We start from the raw sequence: 16,891 nt of genomic DNA, 5'->3' as shown, positions 1-16,891 counted from the left end.
TAATGATTGCAAAAAATAAATATAAAAGCTTATGAAATTATTAAAAACTGCCTGCTCAGTACTGTTATTGCTAGTTGCTACTCATGCAACAGAGGCACAAACCACCAAACCAGCCGACACCCTGGTTCAATACCTGGATAAACTGGCAGCCTCTAAGGATTCGGCCGATAAAACTGTTTTAAGCGCCAGATTGGCTAATTTATCAGAAGCTAAAACCGAAAAAGAAGTATTAACAGCTGCCAATTATTATTACCGTATCGGCGATACTAAAAAATCCGACGCCATCTACAGCACTATCGCCACCCGTTTCCCTTTGGGTACACGAGCCAGAAATGAAGCTTCTAAAGACTTTTACCTCCTTAAAACCGCTGCCGAAGCCGAAGCCGCTTACAAAGCCTGGATAAAAAAGTTTCCACCAACAATGTACGAGAACACCAAGGTAGACGACCGCCTGGCTTACGATTATGTAAGGGCAGTGATTGCCGGTAAATTTGCAGCCGAAAAAAATGTAGCTAAAGCTAATGAATATGCCAATATGCTTGAAGTTGATTTCTGGAAAGGTAATGCTTATTCCGGCCTCACCAGTGCTTTTTATAAAAATGGCGATTTAGCCAATGCCGAAATTTATGCTAAAAAAGCAATGGATAATGCTTTTTCTTATATAGATGGCAAAAAAGGCAATGAGAACTGGGCCAAATTTTCAGCTTCAGGCTATGCGGGCCTAACCAGTACTTATGCCAATATTTTATTCGAAAGGAAAAAGTATGCCGAGGCTTTAAAGTATTCGGAGATTGCCTATAAAAAATCGACCAGCCTAAGTCCTAATTTGAACTACCGCTATGCACAAATTTTAATGGGCCTGAACAGAAACCAGGAAGCTTACGATAAACTGGAAGAAGTAGTTAAAGCGGGTAAAGCCACGCCCGAAATGGCTGCCGATTTCAAAAAACTTTATGTAAAAGTTAAAGGTAGTGAAAATGGTTTCGATGCTTATGCAAGTGCAATCAGAGAAGCCTATCTGGGAAACCTGAACAAACAATTAACCAAAGGAATGGTAAATGAACCTGCCCCGGCTTTTACCTTAACCGATTTAAGCGGCAAACAGGTTTCGCTGGCAGATTATAAAGGTAAAATCGTAATTATTGATTTCTGGGCAACCTGGTGCGGTCCGTGCAAGGCCTCATTTCCGGCGATGCAAATGGCCGTAAACAAATATAAAGATGATGATAACGTAAAATTCCTTTTTATCCATACCTGGGAAAAAGTGGCTGATCCGGTTAAAGATGCTGCCGATTACATTAAAGGTATGAAATACTCATTCGAAGTACTGATGGATGTGAAGGATGCCGAAACCAAGGTAAACAAAGTAGTAAGCAGTTACAAGGTAAACGGTATCCCGGCCAAATTTGTAATTGATGCAGCCGGTAATATCAGGTTTAAACTAACCGGTTTTGATGGCAGTAACGAGGCCGCTGTTGATGAACTGAGTATGATGATAGATATGGCAAAAACCAAATCATAAATTGAAAGAAGTCAGGCCTTTAAAGCCTGACTTCTTTGTTTATAAGGGCCTGAGCAAAATAATAGCTCAAGAGATTTACAAACTAAAACTTCCAGATCCGCCAAAGTACAACTGCATTAATGGCTATAACTAACGACATCAGTAAGAACAGTTCAAAATCTGTTTCCGGAAACCGGCTTGATTGTGAAAGAAAGGCTGCTGTAAACAATATTGTTAATACGCCTATGGTGACACTAAGTATCAGTTTCCTGGGTTTATTGATTACTGGCTTAGCCTCTACCTGGGGAACTGCTATTGGTGTTTCCGTAAATCTTTTGTTGAGCACCTGCAATGCTTCAACATCCAGCTCTAATTGCTGAGCCAACAGGTTTAGGTTAAATGTCCTGGGTATAACCTCGGCATTTTCAATCCGCTGCACCGATCGCAGGTTAAGTTTTGCCAGATCTGCCAATTGCTGTTGAGAATAGCCTTTTTTTAAGCGTGCCTCTTTGATTAGTTTAGCAATTGTGTCTTTTTTGACGTTATCCATTCTTTTGCAGTACGGCGTTATTACGGCATATGTAAATGTCGTAATCTTCTACAATTTTATAGGCATATTTTTACAAAAAAACTTATGCTTGCTATTGTTATTGAATTATTGCTTTCCTGGTTATTGTTAAAGTATACAGTTGATCAAAATTTAAATGTATTAAACTGGTATCCTTGTCCTAAACAACTGCGCAATATGTTGCATGGCTTTATGCTGCCGGCTGTTTATTTGTCGTGCCTTTACCTCGGCATCTCTTTATGGGTACAAAATCCCTATAAAATGAACCCGGATTACACAGCTGTCAATTTTTTTAAAAGCTCATTATTTGTATTAAAAGGAGTAGTTTTTGAAGAGCTGATCTTTAGAGGTGCATTATTATATATCCTCATCAAAAAACTCGATACCACAAAAGCGGTAATTTTATCTGCAATCGCTTTTGGTGTTTATCACTGGTTTTCTTATGGTATACTTGGCCAACCATTTCAAATGCTGGTTGTGCTCGTCTCAACTGGTTCCATGGGTTATTTGCTGGCATTAGCGTTTGTAAAGACCCGATCTATACTGCTGCCATTCGCATTGCACTTGGGTTATAATTTCACCTCGATGATCTTATTTTCTAAAGAAAAAAGTATCGGCCTGCAATTGATGGTTAAAACCTTTGCAACTGACCCGGTTCAACCGAAAGGTATATTACCAATCATCATCGTTATTGTTTATTATACCGGATTTCCGATGGTTTGCTTTATTTATCTCAAATTATTGAAACCGGCTGCTATCGATCAATAACTGAAGATACACGACAGAAAAGAGCTTTTAAGCAATTCTGATTGATAAAAAAACTCTAAGTCGTCCTTAGAGGGGCTTTAAAGCAGGGGGCGGCACAATGGAAAACTTGAACTGTTTTACGGAATTTTCGGGCAATTATAATTCGACTACAATCTTACCAACTGTCCTGCCACTTTCAATTTGCTTATGGGCCTTGGCTATTTGGTCAAAAGTAAATGTTTCTGATATATGAGGTTTTATAATATCCTGTGCTAACCATTCAGCGATAATCTTCATCTGATCTCCATTCGAGCTTACAAGAAAAAACAAACCATTTACTCCCTTTGCTTTAGCTCTTTCGTTAATGTCTTCACTTAATCCGGATGGAATACTGATTAAGGTTCCAAACGGCTTAACAACATGCAACGATTTATCAATATTAGCACCACCCACAGTATCAAAAACGAAGTCAAATCTAGCTTCGCTATTTTTCCAATTGTATGTATGATAATCAATATGCTCATCTACACCCAGTTCGAGTACAAAATCCTTATTTATCTCAGAAGAAGTGCCTGTTACTTTAGCACCCAGATGTTTAGCCATTTGAACGGCGAAATGACCAACACCACCGGCAGCAGCATGTACCAATACACTTTGCCCCCTTTTCAAATTAGCATGTACAAGCAATGCCTGATAGGCTGTAAGTGCTGCCAATGTACTTGATGCAGCCTCGGCATGTGTTACATTGGCTGGCTTAAGTGCTAATTGATTGATGGGTGCGGCAATATATTCAGCGTAAGCCCTACCATGCCCGGGAAATCTAATTAACCCAAACACCTCATCTCCAACCTTAAATATCGAGTCATCGCCTGCCTCCATTACAATACCGCTAATATCCCAGCCCAAGATTAACTGCTCCTCATTTTTCAATAATTGATATATGCCTTGCCCAGCACGTACTTTTGCATCTACTGGATTAATGCTAATCGCTTTTACCTGCACCAACACCTCATCGCTGTTAATAACTGGTTTTTCGACATCGGCATATACAAAATTTTCTACATCACCTGGTTCATTTATAATGATTGTTTTCATCAAAGAAATATTCTATTTAGATAACGGCAGATGCATTGAACGCTCACACCTGCCATTATGGTTACTATAATGGTTATTTAAAGATATTTTGCGAGGTTCAATTCTACATCCCCGTAGGTTTGTAAGCCTTTTTCCAACAACGCCTTAATTCTAGTTCTGGCTTCGGGTTCTGTAAGGGAAGCAAAAAAGGCAATTTGGGTTTCTGTAATGTGCTCATTTCTAGGAATAGTAGCCCGCTCGTTCATAGTTGCCTTAATCTTTTTGATAATTTTCAAATCAAAAGATGCAATTCGTTTAGCTAGATTTTCTACGAAAATATCAAGCTCCTTATCTGCGAAAGCCCTATTGATCCATCCATAAGCTGCTGCAGTTTCTGCATCATAATCGTCGCCACTTAAAATAATTTCTAAAGCCCTTGCTTTACCTGTCAGTAAATGCAGCCGCTCTAATCCACCCCCACCAGGAAAAGAACCAATTCCAATTTCAGGTTGAGCAAAAACCGCCTTTTCCTTGCTGGCAAAACGCAGGTCAAAAGCCTGAATGAATTCACTTCCCAACCCCCTTGCCCTACCTCTTATCGACGCAATACTTACGAAAGGCGCCTGTTCTAAACGTTTAGCTATATCTGGCCAAGACTTAGATAGACCAGTTTTTCCTTCTCCCTTAGGAAATTCGAAGATGTTAACCAATTCTGCATGCGCAACATAAAAATCAGGGTTGGCACTTTCAAACACCACCACTTTTAGATTTTCATTAGATTCCAATTCGTCCATCAAGGTACGTAACTGTATAGAAAATTCTGGGTCAAATACATTAACAGGAGGATGATTAATGCTAATTTTCCAAAAGCTTTCGCTGATGGATTGTTTTGTGAAGATCATAATTCTAATTTATTTATAAACAGTTTAATATATGCTGAGGTCAAACCAATACATAGTACATCCAGTTGAAACCAATATTATTAATCCTAATATTGGCGTAAAATGTATGAACCTTCGTATAGATTGAACTCATATCTTTGTGGTTTAGAAAACAATATCGATTCTATATTTTTTATCACTTGCAAAATGCAAGTATATAGATATATTATATCACTTGCAAATTGCAAGTATAATTTTATGAAAAAAATAAATATGAGATCGGGATGTCCCGTAAGTAATTCATTAGACATTTGGGGAGATAAATGGTCTTTATTGATTGTAAGGGATTTAATGTACGCTAAAGAGTGTACTTATGGTGATTTTTTAAAATCAGAAGAAAAAATTGCAACAAACATACTGGCTACGAGACTACAAACTTTAGAGTTAGCGGGCGTAATTTCAAAATCAGCACATCCAGAAAGCAAGGCAAAAGTATTGTATCGACTTACAGAAAAGGGAATTGATCTTTTACCCCTGATGATTGAGATATATTTGTGGGGAGATAAATATTTTACACTTTCAGCAGCGCACCAGGCTTTTATAAAAGAGGTAAAAAAAGATAAGGAAATATTCTTAAAAAACGTAATGCAAAAGCTTAGGAATCATATTTAGACATTTGACCAATCAGCAACCAATTAATTAGTAAAATGGTTTTTCATTGCAAACTAGCAAATTCTCTATTAGGTTGACCCAACAAGGCTCCAACCGAAACACGTCTCTATTTGCTTTAATCGAGGCATAAAAACAGGCTAAAAATACAAAACGTCCTTCACGATATCATGAAAGGCGTTTGTGGGCGATACAAGGGAAAACTTGAACCATTTTCTGATTATTTTTTTCAACTCTCTTCGAATTTTTGCAACAATACTTCTATTAGTTTTTTGGGGACTGTTGTTTGTTTGATTGTAGATTATTCCAAAACTAGCCGCATTTAACTTTGCAAACTGGATAATTTCGTCAAAAGGCATCTAAGCAACTGACTTTAAGCGAATTTAAACCATTCAAGCGTGTTATGAAATAAGGATTATATGATTGGCAAAATCAAATTCTTGGTGGCCGAAACAACGCTTTAGGCGAAGAAGATCTTTCTTCAAGAATTGAAACGGGAGCAATAGAGGGCAACAAGAATTTGATGTCCTGCGAGATAAGTATGAGACTACAAATCCATGGTGCTTACTGAACAGTTTGGACCGTACAGGGATAGATGGCATTCCCGAAATACACAGGAATATATGCATTCTGCTACTTCAGACGAGTTTTACCTGAAACAAACCCCTAATTTCAACCTCTTCTTTAAACCTTTCAAGTTACTTTGTTTGCGCCAGTAAACTTTGAATATGTTCATTCCTTTTAGAAATAGTTATTTCAAAAAGGTTTTATCCGCCTGTAGTTTTATAAGTATCAACCAATGATATTACAAGACAATGATTTGATTGTTTATTTGTTTAAAATGATTAGCTTTATCTAATAAAGTTCTATGAGACAGCACTTAATCTCCTTTCTTGTACTCTATGCCAGTATGGCTTTTGCACAAACCAAAAGGCCTTTGCCTATTATTGACATGCATCTTCATGCTATCGGCGCTGAAGACCAGGGGCCACCACCATTAAAAATCGGAGCACCGTATGAAAATTTTGGAGCGTTTGACCCTAAATCAAGTTATCCCGAATCGTTTATCGGCGCCATGAAATCGGGTGAATGGAACCAAAACAGCGTAACTTCTCCCGTTAGCGATGCGGATCTGCAAAAGCAAACCCTGGCCATTTTAGAAAAATACAATATTTATGCTGTTACCAGCGGAGATATAAAGAAAGTACTTGCCTACCAGCATGAAATGCCAAGGCGGATCATCCCAGGCATATACTGGGATTTAGCAATGGCTAAAAAAGAAAAGCTAGACGCAGATTCACTCAGCAAGCTTTTCAAATCAGGCGCTTTTAAGGTATTTGGTGAAATTGCGGTGCAATACCAGGGAATATCTCCATCCGACCAGGCTGTTGAGCCTTATCTAAAAATGGCCGAATCGCTTGACGTTCCTACTGGCATACACCTGGGAACAGGGCCTCCGGGAAATGCTTACCTAACTGGTTCTAGGGCTAAACTTGGCAGTGCGCTGGTACTTGAAGATGCATTATTAAAACATCCGAAACTACGTGTATATGCCATGCACGCCGGCTGGCCCATGCTTGATGATATGCTGGCTATGCTCTATGCCTATCCAGAGTTATATGTAGATTTGGGCGTAATCAACTACATCCTGCCACAAAAGGAGTTCGATTATTATCTTGGCCGTATGGTGAATGCAGGCTTTGGAAAACGTATTATGTACGGGTCAGATCAAATGGTTTGGCCGGGCGCAATAACGGTAGGCATTAAAAGGATTCAATCAGCAAGCTACTTGAACGAAGAACAAAAGAGGGACATCTTATTCAATAATGCCGCAAGGTTTTTAAGGTTAAGCCCTAAGCAAATCAAAGCCATGTACTAATCGGGTTTAAGATCTTGTATTTCGCTTTAAATAATCGATGATCTTTTCTTAACCTTACTTAAAAATTCAGGAATCATGCCCAGCTAAATTCGATTTCAGTTGTCGGTAATCTATTAAGGACTATTATTTTTTGAAATTATGATTTAGTTAATTTGCATGTTTAACTGATGTTTTCTACTATCCTATGAGCCAAGCAAGGGAACTATTGTTGATAGGCGATCCTGACGGCGTAGATTTCAAGGCCATAAAATCTGAGTCATACAGAAAATTTCAGGGGGTAAAAAATAAAAACGTCCTTCACGATATCATGAAGGACGTTTGTGGGCCCACCTGGGCCAATTTTCATGAAAATATTAACTGTTAATCAGATAGTTACCGAATTCCTTTGCAGTATAATTAAAATTTATAACCTAATCCCAAGCTAATATTAGCTTTGGTTATCTTTGTTTTTGACGTTGATGGCTGTATAGTGCTAAAATTTGAGGCGTATACCACATCATTAAATTCAGCTTTTGCATCGCTGTAATCTGCGTTGGCTAAAAAGATTAGATTGTTTTTAATATTACATTTTAATCCAATTCCTAACAAATAAGTAAATGCCATAGCTGATTTTTCGGCCTTATTTATATAAAAGTTTTGATTATTTACTGTTGTCGTCCATGAGGTTTCTGGTTCCTTTACATTTGTCGCCCCTGCTAACCCTCTAATTGTAAATTCAGCCTTATCAGAAATAGGAATGGCATAATAAATACCCGCTAGAAAGGCTGTTGAATTCCAATTTTTTGCGTTTACATTCCAATTTCCTCCTGTTTGAGAATCAATTAACTTTTTAATATCTGCTTCGCTGAAATCATTGTTGTCTAACTTTATCATTGCTTGTATTCCAAAGCTTTTGATCAACTTATAATCATAGTTGACTGCAATACTGAATCCCGTTTTCGCATAGCCGGCTAATTCATTATTTCTGTCCGTACTTGCAAAATCGTTTAAGGGAATACTGGTGCCAACATTTAAACTTAAAGCGCTTTTAGATTGGGCATAACAGACTATTTGCCCAATTGTAAGGCAACTAAGGAGCATTAATTTGATTTTCATCATTTTTTGTTTTTGATTATTGAATAAGGTTTAAAATTTGAGTGGTGATTGTAGGATCGTCTATTTCATACGATATTGTTAGTCTCTTTCTTGCCGGTGTAGAGTTGTGCGTGGTTGTTGGCCCTTTAATAAAGTTACCATCAGATTGCAAATCTTTCTCTTGAAAAAGTCGTGCTGTATAGTACGAAAAAAAATCGTGACGTAATACGACCGAAATTTTATACAATAAATCTGTATCAATAGATTTTTTTCCGAACACTTCTTTAATGTTCTGCGGAAACTTATCAATTAAACGGGCAAATTCGGCGTTTGTGAGAGCGCTATTTTTCACCTGCTTTTGGATTATCTGTCCAATGTGTATTTCCATTTAGCAAATGTCTAATAAATTTTATTACTGTATATCAAGCAGTTATAACTAATTTCATTATTTATCATAATTAAATTTCATTATTTAATAATAATATTTATTAGTTTTATAACACTATTTAATTATAGTAGAGTAATGAATTTAATTATTTAATAATAAAAAATGCAAAATGACGGCCAAGAACAACATTAAAGAAATCCTTTACACTCGTGGTTTCAGAGACTTTAAACCTACTCGTGAATTACTTGATAGAATTGGCACAAATGCCTGGAGGTTCAAAAAAATAATTGATAATAAGTTGGAAATGACTTTATCTGAATCCGCTGAATTTGCGGGATGGCTCGGAACAACAGTCGACGATTTGATCCAACCAAATAACACCGAACCACCATTAGGGAAATCTGATATATCCGAGAAGAATTAATCTATGAGCAAACAAACTAAAATCATTTCTTCAGCTTGGGAGGCAGAGGAAATAATCTTAAAACTGATGGCAGAACAAAGCAAGATCAGGACAGCCAGGGACGATGCCAAACTGAAAGCAGAAAATGCGGTACGCGACGTACAATATCAGTTTTACATGTGCAAGGCAACGATTTTGGATAACCGGTTTATTGAGATCGGCAAAACAATTGAATTGATCACCGAATTTTTACCGTTACCCGATGATGACCGCTGCTGAATATTTGCATAACCAGTCAAGGTACAGGAATTTATCCAAAAGACTGGCGCAGTTGGAAGCACAGATACTTCGCAATCAACACGATCCTGTAGCACTGGCCGAATTACGGGCAGAACATAGGCAGGTCACGTCTGAACTATCAATCATTTTAATTAACAATATCGAGCAATCAGGCCATGGCACTAACTAAAAGAGAAAAGAAAATCTTAGCAGATTTCGGCAATGATCCTAACTATAGGATTGAAACCAACGCCCGCAATCAAATAATTGCCGTTCAGCTAAAACCAGAAAAAAGCGACATGCAGCGCTTTATTGAGGGCGAAGAATTTACACTCAAACTCTTTGCCTTCGATAAAATTAGGTTCCGTTTTGACGAAAAACAGTCTCTTATTTTAAATGAAAGCGGCGCCGATCCCATTCCGGTGCTTGCCGCATTTGTTGGCGGTTTCCTGTATAAACAGGAAAACGGTCATACTTCACGTATCCTTTTCACCGATGTAAATTTTATCAACAATGATCAACTATTTTAAAACCTCAAAAGAAAAATATGCGGCCGTGTTGCCAGATGGCTCATACATTGAATGCTATACAGATGGCGATTATACTTTTTTCGCAGTAGGCATCGCACCAGGTATTAAACAAGACATAGAGCGCAGATGGCAAGCAGCCAGTGAGGCAGAGTTTCAAGCGGTCAGTGAAAAAGCGACAAAATCTATTGTTAACCTCTTAGACATTTTTGCTACTCATGAAAAAGCCGTTTAATACGTACAATGGTGGTAAAGCGGGTAACGGTACGTACCAGCAGATTATTAACCACATTCCAAAATGCGATATTTTCATTGATGCAATGGTCGGAAACGGCGGCATTTTCTACAATCTGGCCTTGCCGGCACTTACCCACATAAATGACATTGACCCTGCAGTCATAGCCCAACATGACGTTACCAGATCTGCGACGATCGTTATAAAAAGCAATGTTGATTACAGATCCTTAATTGTCAAATATAACGGTAATACAGGCATCGTTGTAGGGTACTTTGATCCCCCCTATTTATTTGAGGTTCGTAAGAGTAAAAAACCGCTGTATAAACACGAATGGACAAAGCAAGATCATATCGTTTTTTTAGCAGCAGCTCGCACAGCCGACTTTAACGTTGTGATATCACATTATCCTTGTGAATTATACGATGAAGCTTTAAAAGGATGGCACACCCACGATTTCCAAAGTATGACCAGAAACGGCTTAAGAACGGAGCGTATTTATATGAACTATCCCCCGCCGGTTATTTTACAAGACTTTCGCTATATAGGTAAAGACTACCGCGAACGCCAACGCATTAAGCGTAAGATTGAGCGCCACATAAACAGGTTAGAAGCAATGCCCGTAGATGAAAGAACCGCTATTCTTTCATCGATCACAGTCAAGTACAGTGCTACTGCAGCAAAATTTATCACTCCTGATCATATCGCCGCTTTTGGCGATACGGTACCGGTAGCTGAAAATGACGATAAGATCCTGAATGAATTTTCAGATTCCGCAACGCCTGATTTAACTATGAAGCCAGGTGCTGAAGCACAGGCAAAAAAAACGTTGCTGGCCATGGAAACTTTTTTAATTGATATGCCATGACAAATAAAGAAAAATTTTTAGACGGTTTCCCTTTCAGGTTAGAAAAAGGCGGCGCTTTTTTCAGGTTTGAAAAATATGATTTTCCCAATAGTATACCGGGAAAGCTGATGTTTAATCATAAAGGATACCGATGCCTGGTTATGAATGTAGATGAGGCTGGTTTTATGCCATATAGCGCCCAGGATACATTTATCAACCGCTTTTTTCACTTCAACAAACTAACCTTTTTAGAAAATGACAAATAAAGAAAAATTTTTATCGGGCTATTCTTTTCAGGTAAACGACGACCCCGAAGTATTCTATTTCATCAAAGGGAAAAGAATTATAGGTTGGTTAAAAACTAATAATCTTCCTTCATATTGCATTGTAAGTTATGTCGATGATCACGGTTTTGATGTAGAATCCATCTTTTTAGGAACCGCTGTAGTATCTCGTATCGAGTTTGAAGACCTAAATTTTAAGCCATGACAAACAAACCTATCGACTTTTTCCGAAACTGGAACGGAAAACTATTCTGCGAAGCTTTCAGCACTATACGCCTTAAAAATGACCGTTACCAGATAGGTGAAAAATACGACATAACGCTAAATGATCAATGGTGCGGTGATGCCGAAATAGTACACATTGTACATTTTAAGCTTGATCAATTAAAAGAATCAATGTCTTACCTCGATACCGGTTTTGGTATAAGGGAAACCATAGAACAGCTGTTAAGCATTTACGGCAACGACGCACTAAATGAGACTTTTAGCTATATCGTTTTGAAAAGAATAACAAAAGATTATCACTTAAACCTGCACTTAAATGCTCTCGAACCTAATATCAATGCTCCTGTTCAGGGATAAAGACGATTACACGTCGTCGGCACTGCTATGGATGTGTATCATCATTATAGCAGAAAAAATACAATTAACATTTTTCAACTAACGGCAAAAAAAAAGCGGTCGCACATTGGGAGTGTGCGCCGCTGATATTTTCCAAACAAACTAAAAAAAGTCATGCAAGAAACAGGCCAAAATTTAAAGTACACCATTAAAAGCCGCATCGGTAAGATGCCAGGCACTCCCCGGAGTAACGCATATAAAATTTGCATAGAACTAGGCATAAGTTTTTCAACCCTTAACAACTGGATGAACCTGGTTATAGGCGACAAGTTCAGCATACCGGTAGAGGATTTCTACAGGATCGCTAAACAGTTGGGATGTACACCGGATGAATTATTTACTTCAAGGGATTTAATTAATAATGGCTAAAAAAACGACTAAAGAGGCAAATGCTGCCTTTATTAAAAATTCAGCATTACCTACAGATACAGCACCTATCGAAAAACCTCAACCCGATAGCTCTTATTTTGCTGAACGTATGGCGCACCTCGGTATCAGAGACCCCAAAAAGGAAAGCTTTGCAATACCTAAAGGCGCGAATACCTTTTGGCATCCAATTTTCACCGCGAGCGCTACTGATGATGTAATCATCAACTACCCTGCTTTAGATGGTATGCAGGAAACTTATATCGATGGTGATGAGGTTAAACCATTCAGCCGGATACGTTATAACCCGAACAAAAACCGGGAAAACAAGTACGGCCAACCTGCCGGATCAGGAACACATATATTTTTCCCTGTTGAAATACTTGATAAGTATCAGGGTGGTTTAGAGATTGAAACATTGATCCTGGTTGAGGGGGAATTTAAAGCACAGGCCGGAAGTATGCACGGCCTCGACATTGTCGGCTTAGGCGGAAAAGATTTGTTTACTGACGGCGAAAAAGACCTGCATATCGACATTTTAAGGATCATTGATAAATGTAAGGTTAAAAACCTGGTTCTTTTACTGGATGCAGACGTTTTCGCGCTAAATTGGGATAAGGAAAACGATCCCGATAAAAACCTTTCTAAACGCCTGAACGGCTTTTGTAATACGGTTATTAAGTTCCGGGAGGTTGCCAAATCAAAGGTTAAGGACTGTTATTTTTCGCACATATCTGAAAGGTTCCTGCACACTACCAAAGGGCTTGATGATCTGTTTTTCGACCGTAACGGATCAGAGGAAAAGATCGTGGCCGACCTCTTAAAACTTAAACTTTCAAAAGCTTTTTTCAGCACGATTAACCTTTCTGCTGAAAGCATCCCCTTGATTAAAAAATATTTCGGGCTTGTATTGCACAAAGGTGTGCCGGCTGCATTCTATGGCCGCTACATGGAAGAAATCGGAGACCAGGAATTTAATTTTTTTGGTACCAGGTATAAATTTTTTCCAAACGACGGCCTAAAGCTTGTAAAGGATGCCGATAGTTTTAAGTTTATCCGTGTAGGTTGTGATTACTTCAAGATCATCAGTGTACCGAACACCAATAAAGAGGGTGTTTTAGACACTAAACGCGTACCGTGGAAGAAAGCAGAGATCACCCAGGATTATGTACACGAAAAAGGGTTAAAAAATTTCCTTTCCACCATCGATAAATACGACGCTTTTTGCAATGTTCCCGATAATACAGGGCACTATGAGCCGGTTATTTCGGGTTGTTTCAACCTGTACAGTAAACTGGATCATTTACCAGAGGGCGGTAAATGGGAAACTATCGAAAACTATTTAAAACACGTATTTGGTGAAGCTAAAACCGCATCGGGTTACACAAACTACGAAATAGCTTTAGATTACCTCCAACTGCTCTATTTACGTCCGCGCCAAAAATTACCGATTGTGGCATTGGTCAACCGTTTAAAAAATACCGGTAAATCAACCTTTCTGTGGTTGCTTAAAGAAATATTCCAGGGCAATTGCACATTTATAGGAAATGAGGAACTAAAAGACCACTTAAACGACGATTGGGCGGATAAATTGATCGTTGGTATAGATGAGGGCTTTATCGATAAAAAAAGCGTTTTGGAGCGCTTAAAATCAATGAGTACAGCCAGTACCATCAAATTGCGGGGAATGTACGCCGGCCGGCAGGAAATACCGTTTTTCGCAAAGTTTGTGATGACCAGTAACGATGAGGATAACTTTGCCCCTATCGATAAGGATGAAGTACGTTTTTGGGTAAATAAGGTACCGGTTATTACAAAAGACGATCCGGATTTATTGGATAAAATGATCATGGAAATACCTGCGTTTCTCGATTACCTGCAAAACCGAACGCTATTGCATAAAAAGGAATCAAGGCATTGGTTTAACCCGGCCTATCTCGATACCGAAGCCGGTAAAGCAGTTAAAAACAGTTCGCGCAGTTGGGTAGAGAAAGAATTACGTGTAATAATGAAAGATCTTTTTTTCGAATACCGTTACCACACATTGGCCTACACTATAACCGAACTTATGGAGCTGTTGAACGGAGCCAATGCCGGTGTAAAATTCAGAAAAGCCGACGTTGTGGAGCAATTACAATCGCGTTTTAATATGACCAGTAAACACGGGCGTTACAGTTTCCCGGATAAAATTGACCATAAGGAAAGTAATCTGTTAGGGCAAACATTCACCATTAAGCATAGCCGGTGTTATGAATTTTTCGTGGAGGATTTCCTAACACCGGAAGAAATGCGCAAGGAGTTTAGCCAGATATACAAAAAGCACCAGATTGACGAATACCGCGAAACGCGCATCCAGGAATTGGAATTGGCGGACGGTGGAGATTTACCATTTTAATCTAATACTAACATCTTAAACAACTTTATTACAATGAGAATTAATACTAACCAGTATAATATGAATTTTGGGGCTGTGACGGATACAGAAACAAAAAAACTGAAAGCAGGAATATTTTTTGCCGGCGGGGGCGGTATCTCTAAAGGCTTAGAACCTTTGAAAAAACAAATAAAAATTGCCTGGCTGCTAAATCATGATGCAATTGCAATAAAGACTTCATCTTTCCACAATAAAGGAACAACAGTTTATTGGTCTGATGTCTATATGCAGGATGAAAAAGAAATGGAACCGGTACACATCGTACAGGCTTCCTTAGAATGTGATGCGCATACCGACGCTAACCCAACTGAACTTAAAGATAAACGGTCTTATGCTATGGGTTGGGAGTTTTTCAGGTACCTACCTCATTTAAACCCACTTGTAATCCACATCGAAAATGTACCATCATTTAAAAAATGGGGCGTATTAGGCGAAGATAATAAAGTAATTAAAGGCACAGAAGGCTTTGAGTTTGAGCGTTGGAAAAAAGCAATAATGGATTTAGGATATGAGTATAAAGAATCGATACGCAACGCTGCCGATGATGGTTTACCAACAAGGAGAGTAAGATATTTTGCTTTTTTTTATCGACCTGGCATTGATATAAATTTCCCTGAATACACGCATAATGAAAACGGCACCAATGGCAAAAAAAAGTGGAAATCATGCCGTGAGTATATTGACTTAGAAGATACTGGAATAAGCATTTTTGGTAGAGAGTTTAACGAGAACCTACCTAAACATTTAAGAAGGCCGTTAGTGCCAAACAGTCAAAAACGAATCGTAGGTGGTATTAAAAAACAAAACCCTCAATTGTATCAATTTCTGTGTAAGTATCATGCCGGTGTTCATTCCGAACGGTCTTACAGTCTGGATCAGCCACTCAGGACGGTAGACACCAGTAACAGGCACCAATTGGTTACGGTAAATGGTGGGCAATTCATACAGGATCACTGCCAGGCAGATCATTACCAAAACGTAGATAAGCCCTTAAAAACTCAACTTACGTGGCAAACTAAACAATTGGTAACAATGGAGAAACTAAAATTTATAATGGATCATTGTCATTCTGACAAAATCCAATCAATAGATGAGCCTTTAGGCGTTCAGACCACACGGCAAAGTAAACAGCTGGTTGATGTTAACGAAACATTTATTGTTCAATATTACGGCGGGAGTATTCAGTCAAACAATTTGGATGAGCCTATAAACACAATCCCTTGCAGGGATATTCATCAACTGGTTAGAATTGAAAAAATGCAATTTTTGACGATGTATTTCAATTCAAATGGGCATCCGGATTGTAACACCGACAGCCTGGACAGACCGATATCTCCAATACTGCAAACAAATAAACATCAATTGGTTACTGTATTGGATGATTTCGATATTAAAGTCAGGTTTCTACGGGCTGATGAACTGGCAGCTTGCAGCACCTTTCCGCGGGATTATTTTAGCCATCCAGAATTAAAGTTATCCCAAAAGCATGCTATTCAATTGATCGGCAATGCGGTACCCCCAAAATGGATAACCCTGCAAATGAAAGATAACCTGAACTCAATTTTAAAATATCGATACGCTCGAAAAACAGCATAAAACAGAAACGGCCATAAGTTTAACACTTACGGCCGTTTTCTTTATTAACGCTCTCTAATACAATTGTACGCAAATTATTCAACATGGGCAATCATATCGATTAAAATATCTGCATCTGTTGCTGTAAACTGATCAGAATTGAAATATACCCGCCAACCGTCGCTAGTTTTGTTGATCGATCCATTATATAACCTATCGATCAGGATTACATAATCGCCGCCGGCACCATTTGGCTGCATAAGCTCTATGTACCTCGTCTGGTTTCCAAATGCTGCATCAAACTTTATCATATCGTCTTAAATTAAACCCTATAAGATAACATCTTTTTCGACTGATTGTTTACCCTTGCTGGCGTCGTTTGCTTTGCAGGTTAAGCAATCTGCACGGTTAGGCATCTAAAAGCAAAGCAAACAACGCAAATAAATCGTGAGGCTGATTTTTCATCAGCTGAACACCTTATCATTTATTTTGCAAGCCAACATTTTTTTTCGGCCGCCCCCTCTGTTGTGATGAGAGAG

General features: G+C 38.5%; 22 protein-coding genes. 16 read left to right on the top strand and 6 right to left on the bottom strand.

Annotation, left to right across the window (positions count from 1 at the left end; translation table 11 throughout):
* Positions 1-31: 31 nt before the first annotated feature.
* The gene (locus ACFSR6_RS03485) at positions 32-1,522 is read left to right on the top strand and encodes a redoxin domain-containing protein (protein ID WP_379074984.1); all 1,491 of its coding nucleotides are present in this window, start codon (positions 32-34) and stop codon (positions 1,520-1,522) included.
* 82 nt (positions 1,523-1,604) lie between these two features.
* On the opposite strand, the gene ACFSR6_RS03480 is transcribed toward ACFSR6_RS03485, so the two are convergent.
* Positions 1,605-2,051 carry a helix-turn-helix domain-containing protein gene (locus ACFSR6_RS03480; RefSeq protein WP_379074981.1) on the bottom strand — a complete coding sequence of 149 codons (447 nt, stop codon included), beginning with the start codon at positions 2,049-2,051 and terminating at the stop codon, positions 1,605-1,607.
* 84 nt (positions 2,052-2,135) lie between these two features.
* Between ACFSR6_RS03480 and ACFSR6_RS03475 the strand changes: the two genes are divergently transcribed.
* Positions 2,136-2,837: a CPBP family intramembrane glutamic endopeptidase gene (locus ACFSR6_RS03475; protein WP_379074978.1), complete on the top strand. Its 702-nt coding sequence runs from the start codon at positions 2,136-2,138 to the stop codon at positions 2,835-2,837.
* A 135-nt stretch (positions 2,838-2,972) separates the two neighbouring features.
* Here the strand turns inward: ACFSR6_RS03475 and ACFSR6_RS03470 are convergent, their stop codons facing one another.
* Both ACFSR6_RS03470 and ACFSR6_RS03465 read right to left on the bottom strand, forming a co-directional pair.
* Complete coding sequence (locus tag ACFSR6_RS03470) at positions 2,973-3,911, bottom strand: NADP-dependent oxidoreductase (RefSeq protein WP_379074975.1); 939 nt, start codon at positions 3,909-3,911, stop codon at positions 2,973-2,975.
* Between the two features lie 77 nt (positions 3,912-3,988).
* Positions 3,989-4,792, bottom strand: coding sequence for an enoyl-CoA hydratase/isomerase family protein (locus ACFSR6_RS03465; protein WP_343524545.1), 804 nt, complete (start codon positions 4,790-4,792; stop codon positions 3,989-3,991).
* 237 nt (positions 4,793-5,029) lie between these two features.
* Between ACFSR6_RS03465 and ACFSR6_RS03460 the strand changes: the two genes are divergently transcribed.
* The gene (locus ACFSR6_RS03460; protein ID WP_379074972.1) at positions 5,030-5,443 is read left to right on the top strand and encodes a winged helix-turn-helix transcriptional regulator; all 414 of its coding nucleotides are present in this window, start codon (positions 5,030-5,032) and stop codon (positions 5,441-5,443) included.
* Positions 5,444-6,308: 865 nt separating this feature from the next.
* Positions 6,309-7,319, top strand: coding sequence for an amidohydrolase family protein (locus ACFSR6_RS03455; protein ID WP_379074969.1), 1,011 nt, complete (start codon positions 6,309-6,311; stop codon positions 7,317-7,319).
* 396 nt (positions 7,320-7,715) lie between these two features.
* On the opposite strand, the gene ACFSR6_RS03450 is transcribed toward ACFSR6_RS03455, so the two are convergent.
* On the bottom strand, positions 7,716-8,417 hold the full coding sequence (locus ACFSR6_RS03450) for an outer membrane beta-barrel protein (protein WP_379074966.1): 702 nt from the start codon (positions 8,415-8,417) through the stop codon (positions 7,716-7,718).
* A gap of 13 nt (positions 8,418-8,430) precedes the next feature.
* Positions 8,431-8,781 carry a hypothetical protein gene (locus ACFSR6_RS03445; RefSeq protein WP_379074963.1) on the bottom strand — a complete coding sequence of 117 codons (351 nt, stop codon included), beginning with the start codon at positions 8,779-8,781 and terminating at the stop codon, positions 8,431-8,433.
* Positions 8,782-8,950: 169 nt separating this feature from the next.
* On the opposite strand from ACFSR6_RS03445, the gene ACFSR6_RS03440 reads away from it, so the two are divergent.
* From ACFSR6_RS03440 to ACFSR6_RS03385, 12 genes are all read left to right on the top strand, one after another.
* Positions 8,951-9,205: a hypothetical protein gene (locus ACFSR6_RS03440; RefSeq protein ID WP_379074960.1), complete on the top strand. Its 255-nt coding sequence runs from the start codon at positions 8,951-8,953 to the stop codon at positions 9,203-9,205.
* 3 nt (positions 9,206-9,208) lie between these two features.
* Positions 9,209-9,463: a hypothetical protein gene (locus tag ACFSR6_RS03435; protein ID WP_379074957.1), complete on the top strand. Its 255-nt coding sequence runs from the start codon at positions 9,209-9,211 to the stop codon at positions 9,461-9,463.
* The gene (locus tag ACFSR6_RS03430) at positions 9,447-9,653 is read left to right on the top strand and encodes a hypothetical protein (protein WP_379074955.1); all 207 of its coding nucleotides are present in this window, start codon (positions 9,447-9,449) and stop codon (positions 9,651-9,653) included. Before ACFSR6_RS03435 ends, ACFSR6_RS03430 begins: the two co-directional genes overlap by 17 nt.
* The gene (locus ACFSR6_RS03425; protein ID WP_379074952.1) at positions 9,640-9,993 is read left to right on the top strand and encodes a hypothetical protein; all 354 of its coding nucleotides are present in this window, start codon (positions 9,640-9,642) and stop codon (positions 9,991-9,993) included. The genes ACFSR6_RS03430 and ACFSR6_RS03425 overlap by 14 nt, the downstream gene beginning before the upstream one ends.
* Entirely contained in the window at positions 9,977-10,225 is a 249-nt protein-coding gene (locus tag ACFSR6_RS03420; RefSeq protein ID WP_379074949.1) for a hypothetical protein, read from the top strand. Before ACFSR6_RS03425 ends, ACFSR6_RS03420 begins: the two co-directional genes overlap by 17 nt.
* Positions 10,209-11,093 (top strand): hypothetical protein, encoded by an 885-nt coding sequence (locus ACFSR6_RS03415; protein ID WP_379074946.1) that lies wholly within the window; start codon positions 10,209-10,211, stop codon positions 11,091-11,093. Before ACFSR6_RS03420 ends, ACFSR6_RS03415 begins: the two co-directional genes overlap by 17 nt.
* Positions 11,090-11,338, top strand: coding sequence for a hypothetical protein (locus ACFSR6_RS03410; RefSeq protein WP_379074943.1), 249 nt, complete (start codon positions 11,090-11,092; stop codon positions 11,336-11,338). The genes ACFSR6_RS03415 and ACFSR6_RS03410 overlap by 4 nt, the downstream gene beginning before the upstream one ends.
* On the top strand, positions 11,328-11,561 hold the full coding sequence (locus ACFSR6_RS03405) for a hypothetical protein (RefSeq protein WP_379074940.1): 234 nt from the start codon (positions 11,328-11,330) through the stop codon (positions 11,559-11,561). The genes ACFSR6_RS03410 and ACFSR6_RS03405 overlap by 11 nt, the downstream gene beginning before the upstream one ends.
* On the top strand, positions 11,558-11,938 hold the full coding sequence (locus ACFSR6_RS03400) for a hypothetical protein (RefSeq protein WP_379074937.1): 381 nt from the start codon (positions 11,558-11,560) through the stop codon (positions 11,936-11,938). Before ACFSR6_RS03405 ends, ACFSR6_RS03400 begins: the two co-directional genes overlap by 4 nt.
* Positions 11,939-12,091: 153 nt before the next feature.
* On the top strand, positions 12,092-12,346 hold the full coding sequence (locus tag ACFSR6_RS03395; protein WP_379074934.1) for a helix-turn-helix domain-containing protein: 255 nt from the start codon (positions 12,092-12,094) through the stop codon (positions 12,344-12,346).
* On the top strand, positions 12,339-14,738 hold the full coding sequence (locus ACFSR6_RS03390) for a primase-helicase family protein (RefSeq protein WP_379074931.1): 2,400 nt from the start codon (positions 12,339-12,341) through the stop codon (positions 14,736-14,738). Before ACFSR6_RS03395 ends, ACFSR6_RS03390 begins: the two co-directional genes overlap by 8 nt.
* A gap of 33 nt (positions 14,739-14,771) precedes the next feature.
* The gene (locus tag ACFSR6_RS03385; RefSeq protein WP_379074928.1) at positions 14,772-16,373 is read left to right on the top strand and encodes a DNA cytosine methyltransferase; all 1,602 of its coding nucleotides are present in this window, start codon (positions 14,772-14,774) and stop codon (positions 16,371-16,373) included.
* Between the two features lie 74 nt (positions 16,374-16,447).
* Here the strand turns inward: ACFSR6_RS03385 and ACFSR6_RS03380 are convergent, their stop codons facing one another.
* A complete protein-coding gene (locus ACFSR6_RS03380; RefSeq protein ID WP_379074927.1) occupies positions 16,448-16,663 on the bottom strand; it encodes a hypothetical protein in 216 nt (71 codons plus the stop codon).
* Positions 16,664-16,891 lie beyond the last annotated feature (228 nt).

This window comes from Pedobacter vanadiisoli (assembly GCF_042684385.1).
Taxonomy (GTDB): Bacteria; Bacteroidota; Bacteroidia; order Sphingobacteriales; family Sphingobacteriaceae; genus Pedobacter; species Pedobacter vanadiisoli.
Note: the sequence above shows the minus strand (reverse complement) of the source record. Positions and strands in the feature narration are given on the sequence as shown.

Coding starts and splice junctions, on each gene's coding strand:
- ACFSR6_RS03475 (WP_379074978.1), top strand. CDS start 2,136: ATGCTTGCTATTGTTATTGAATTATTGCTTTCCTGGTTATTGTTAAAG.
- ACFSR6_RS03430 (WP_379074955.1), top strand. CDS start 9,447: ATGATGACCGCTGCTGAATATTTGCATAACCAGTCAAGGTACAGGAAT.
- ACFSR6_RS03455 (WP_379074969.1), top strand. CDS start 6,309: ATGAGACAGCACTTAATCTCCTTTCTTGTACTCTATGCCAGTATGGCT.
- ACFSR6_RS03485 (WP_379074984.1), top strand. CDS start 32: ATGAAATTATTAAAAACTGCCTGCTCAGTACTGTTATTGCTAGTTGCT.
- ACFSR6_RS03450 (WP_379074966.1), bottom strand. CDS start 8,417: ATGATGAAAATCAAATTAATGCTCCTTAGTTGCCTTACAATTGGGCAA.
- ACFSR6_RS03390 (WP_379074931.1), top strand. CDS start 12,339: ATGGCTAAAAAAACGACTAAAGAGGCAAATGCTGCCTTTATTAAAAAT.
- ACFSR6_RS03385 (WP_379074928.1), top strand. CDS start 14,772: ATGAGAATTAATACTAACCAGTATAATATGAATTTTGGGGCTGTGACG.
- ACFSR6_RS03410 (WP_379074943.1), top strand. CDS start 11,090: ATGACAAATAAAGAAAAATTTTTAGACGGTTTCCCTTTCAGGTTAGAA.
- ACFSR6_RS03470 (WP_379074975.1), bottom strand. CDS start 3,911: ATGAAAACAATCATTATAAATGAACCAGGTGATGTAGAAAATTTTGTA.
- ACFSR6_RS03400 (WP_379074937.1), top strand. CDS start 11,558: ATGACAAACAAACCTATCGACTTTTTCCGAAACTGGAACGGAAAACTA.
- ACFSR6_RS03415 (WP_379074946.1), top strand. CDS start 10,209: ATGAAAAAGCCGTTTAATACGTACAATGGTGGTAAAGCGGGTAACGGT.
- ACFSR6_RS03460 (WP_379074972.1), top strand. CDS start 5,030: ATGAAAAAAATAAATATGAGATCGGGATGTCCCGTAAGTAATTCATTA.
- ACFSR6_RS03445 (WP_379074963.1), bottom strand. CDS start 8,781: ATGGAAATACACATTGGACAGATAATCCAAAAGCAGGTGAAAAATAGC.
- ACFSR6_RS03480 (WP_379074981.1), bottom strand. CDS start 2,051: ATGGATAACGTCAAAAAAGACACAATTGCTAAACTAATCAAAGAGGCA.
- ACFSR6_RS03435 (WP_379074957.1), top strand. CDS start 9,209: ATGAGCAAACAAACTAAAATCATTTCTTCAGCTTGGGAGGCAGAGGAA.
- ACFSR6_RS03405 (WP_379074940.1), top strand. CDS start 11,328: ATGACAAATAAAGAAAAATTTTTATCGGGCTATTCTTTTCAGGTAAAC.
- ACFSR6_RS03420 (WP_379074949.1), top strand. CDS start 9,977: ATGATCAACTATTTTAAAACCTCAAAAGAAAAATATGCGGCCGTGTTG.
- ACFSR6_RS03395 (WP_379074934.1), top strand. CDS start 12,092: ATGCAAGAAACAGGCCAAAATTTAAAGTACACCATTAAAAGCCGCATC.
- ACFSR6_RS03380 (WP_379074927.1), bottom strand. CDS start 16,663: ATGATAAAGTTTGATGCAGCATTTGGAAACCAGACGAGGTACATAGAG.
- ACFSR6_RS03440 (WP_379074960.1), top strand. CDS start 8,951: ATGACGGCCAAGAACAACATTAAAGAAATCCTTTACACTCGTGGTTTC.
- ACFSR6_RS03425 (WP_379074952.1), top strand. CDS start 9,640: ATGGCACTAACTAAAAGAGAAAAGAAAATCTTAGCAGATTTCGGCAAT.
- ACFSR6_RS03465 (WP_343524545.1), bottom strand. CDS start 4,792: ATGATCTTCACAAAACAATCCATCAGCGAAAGCTTTTGGAAAATTAGC.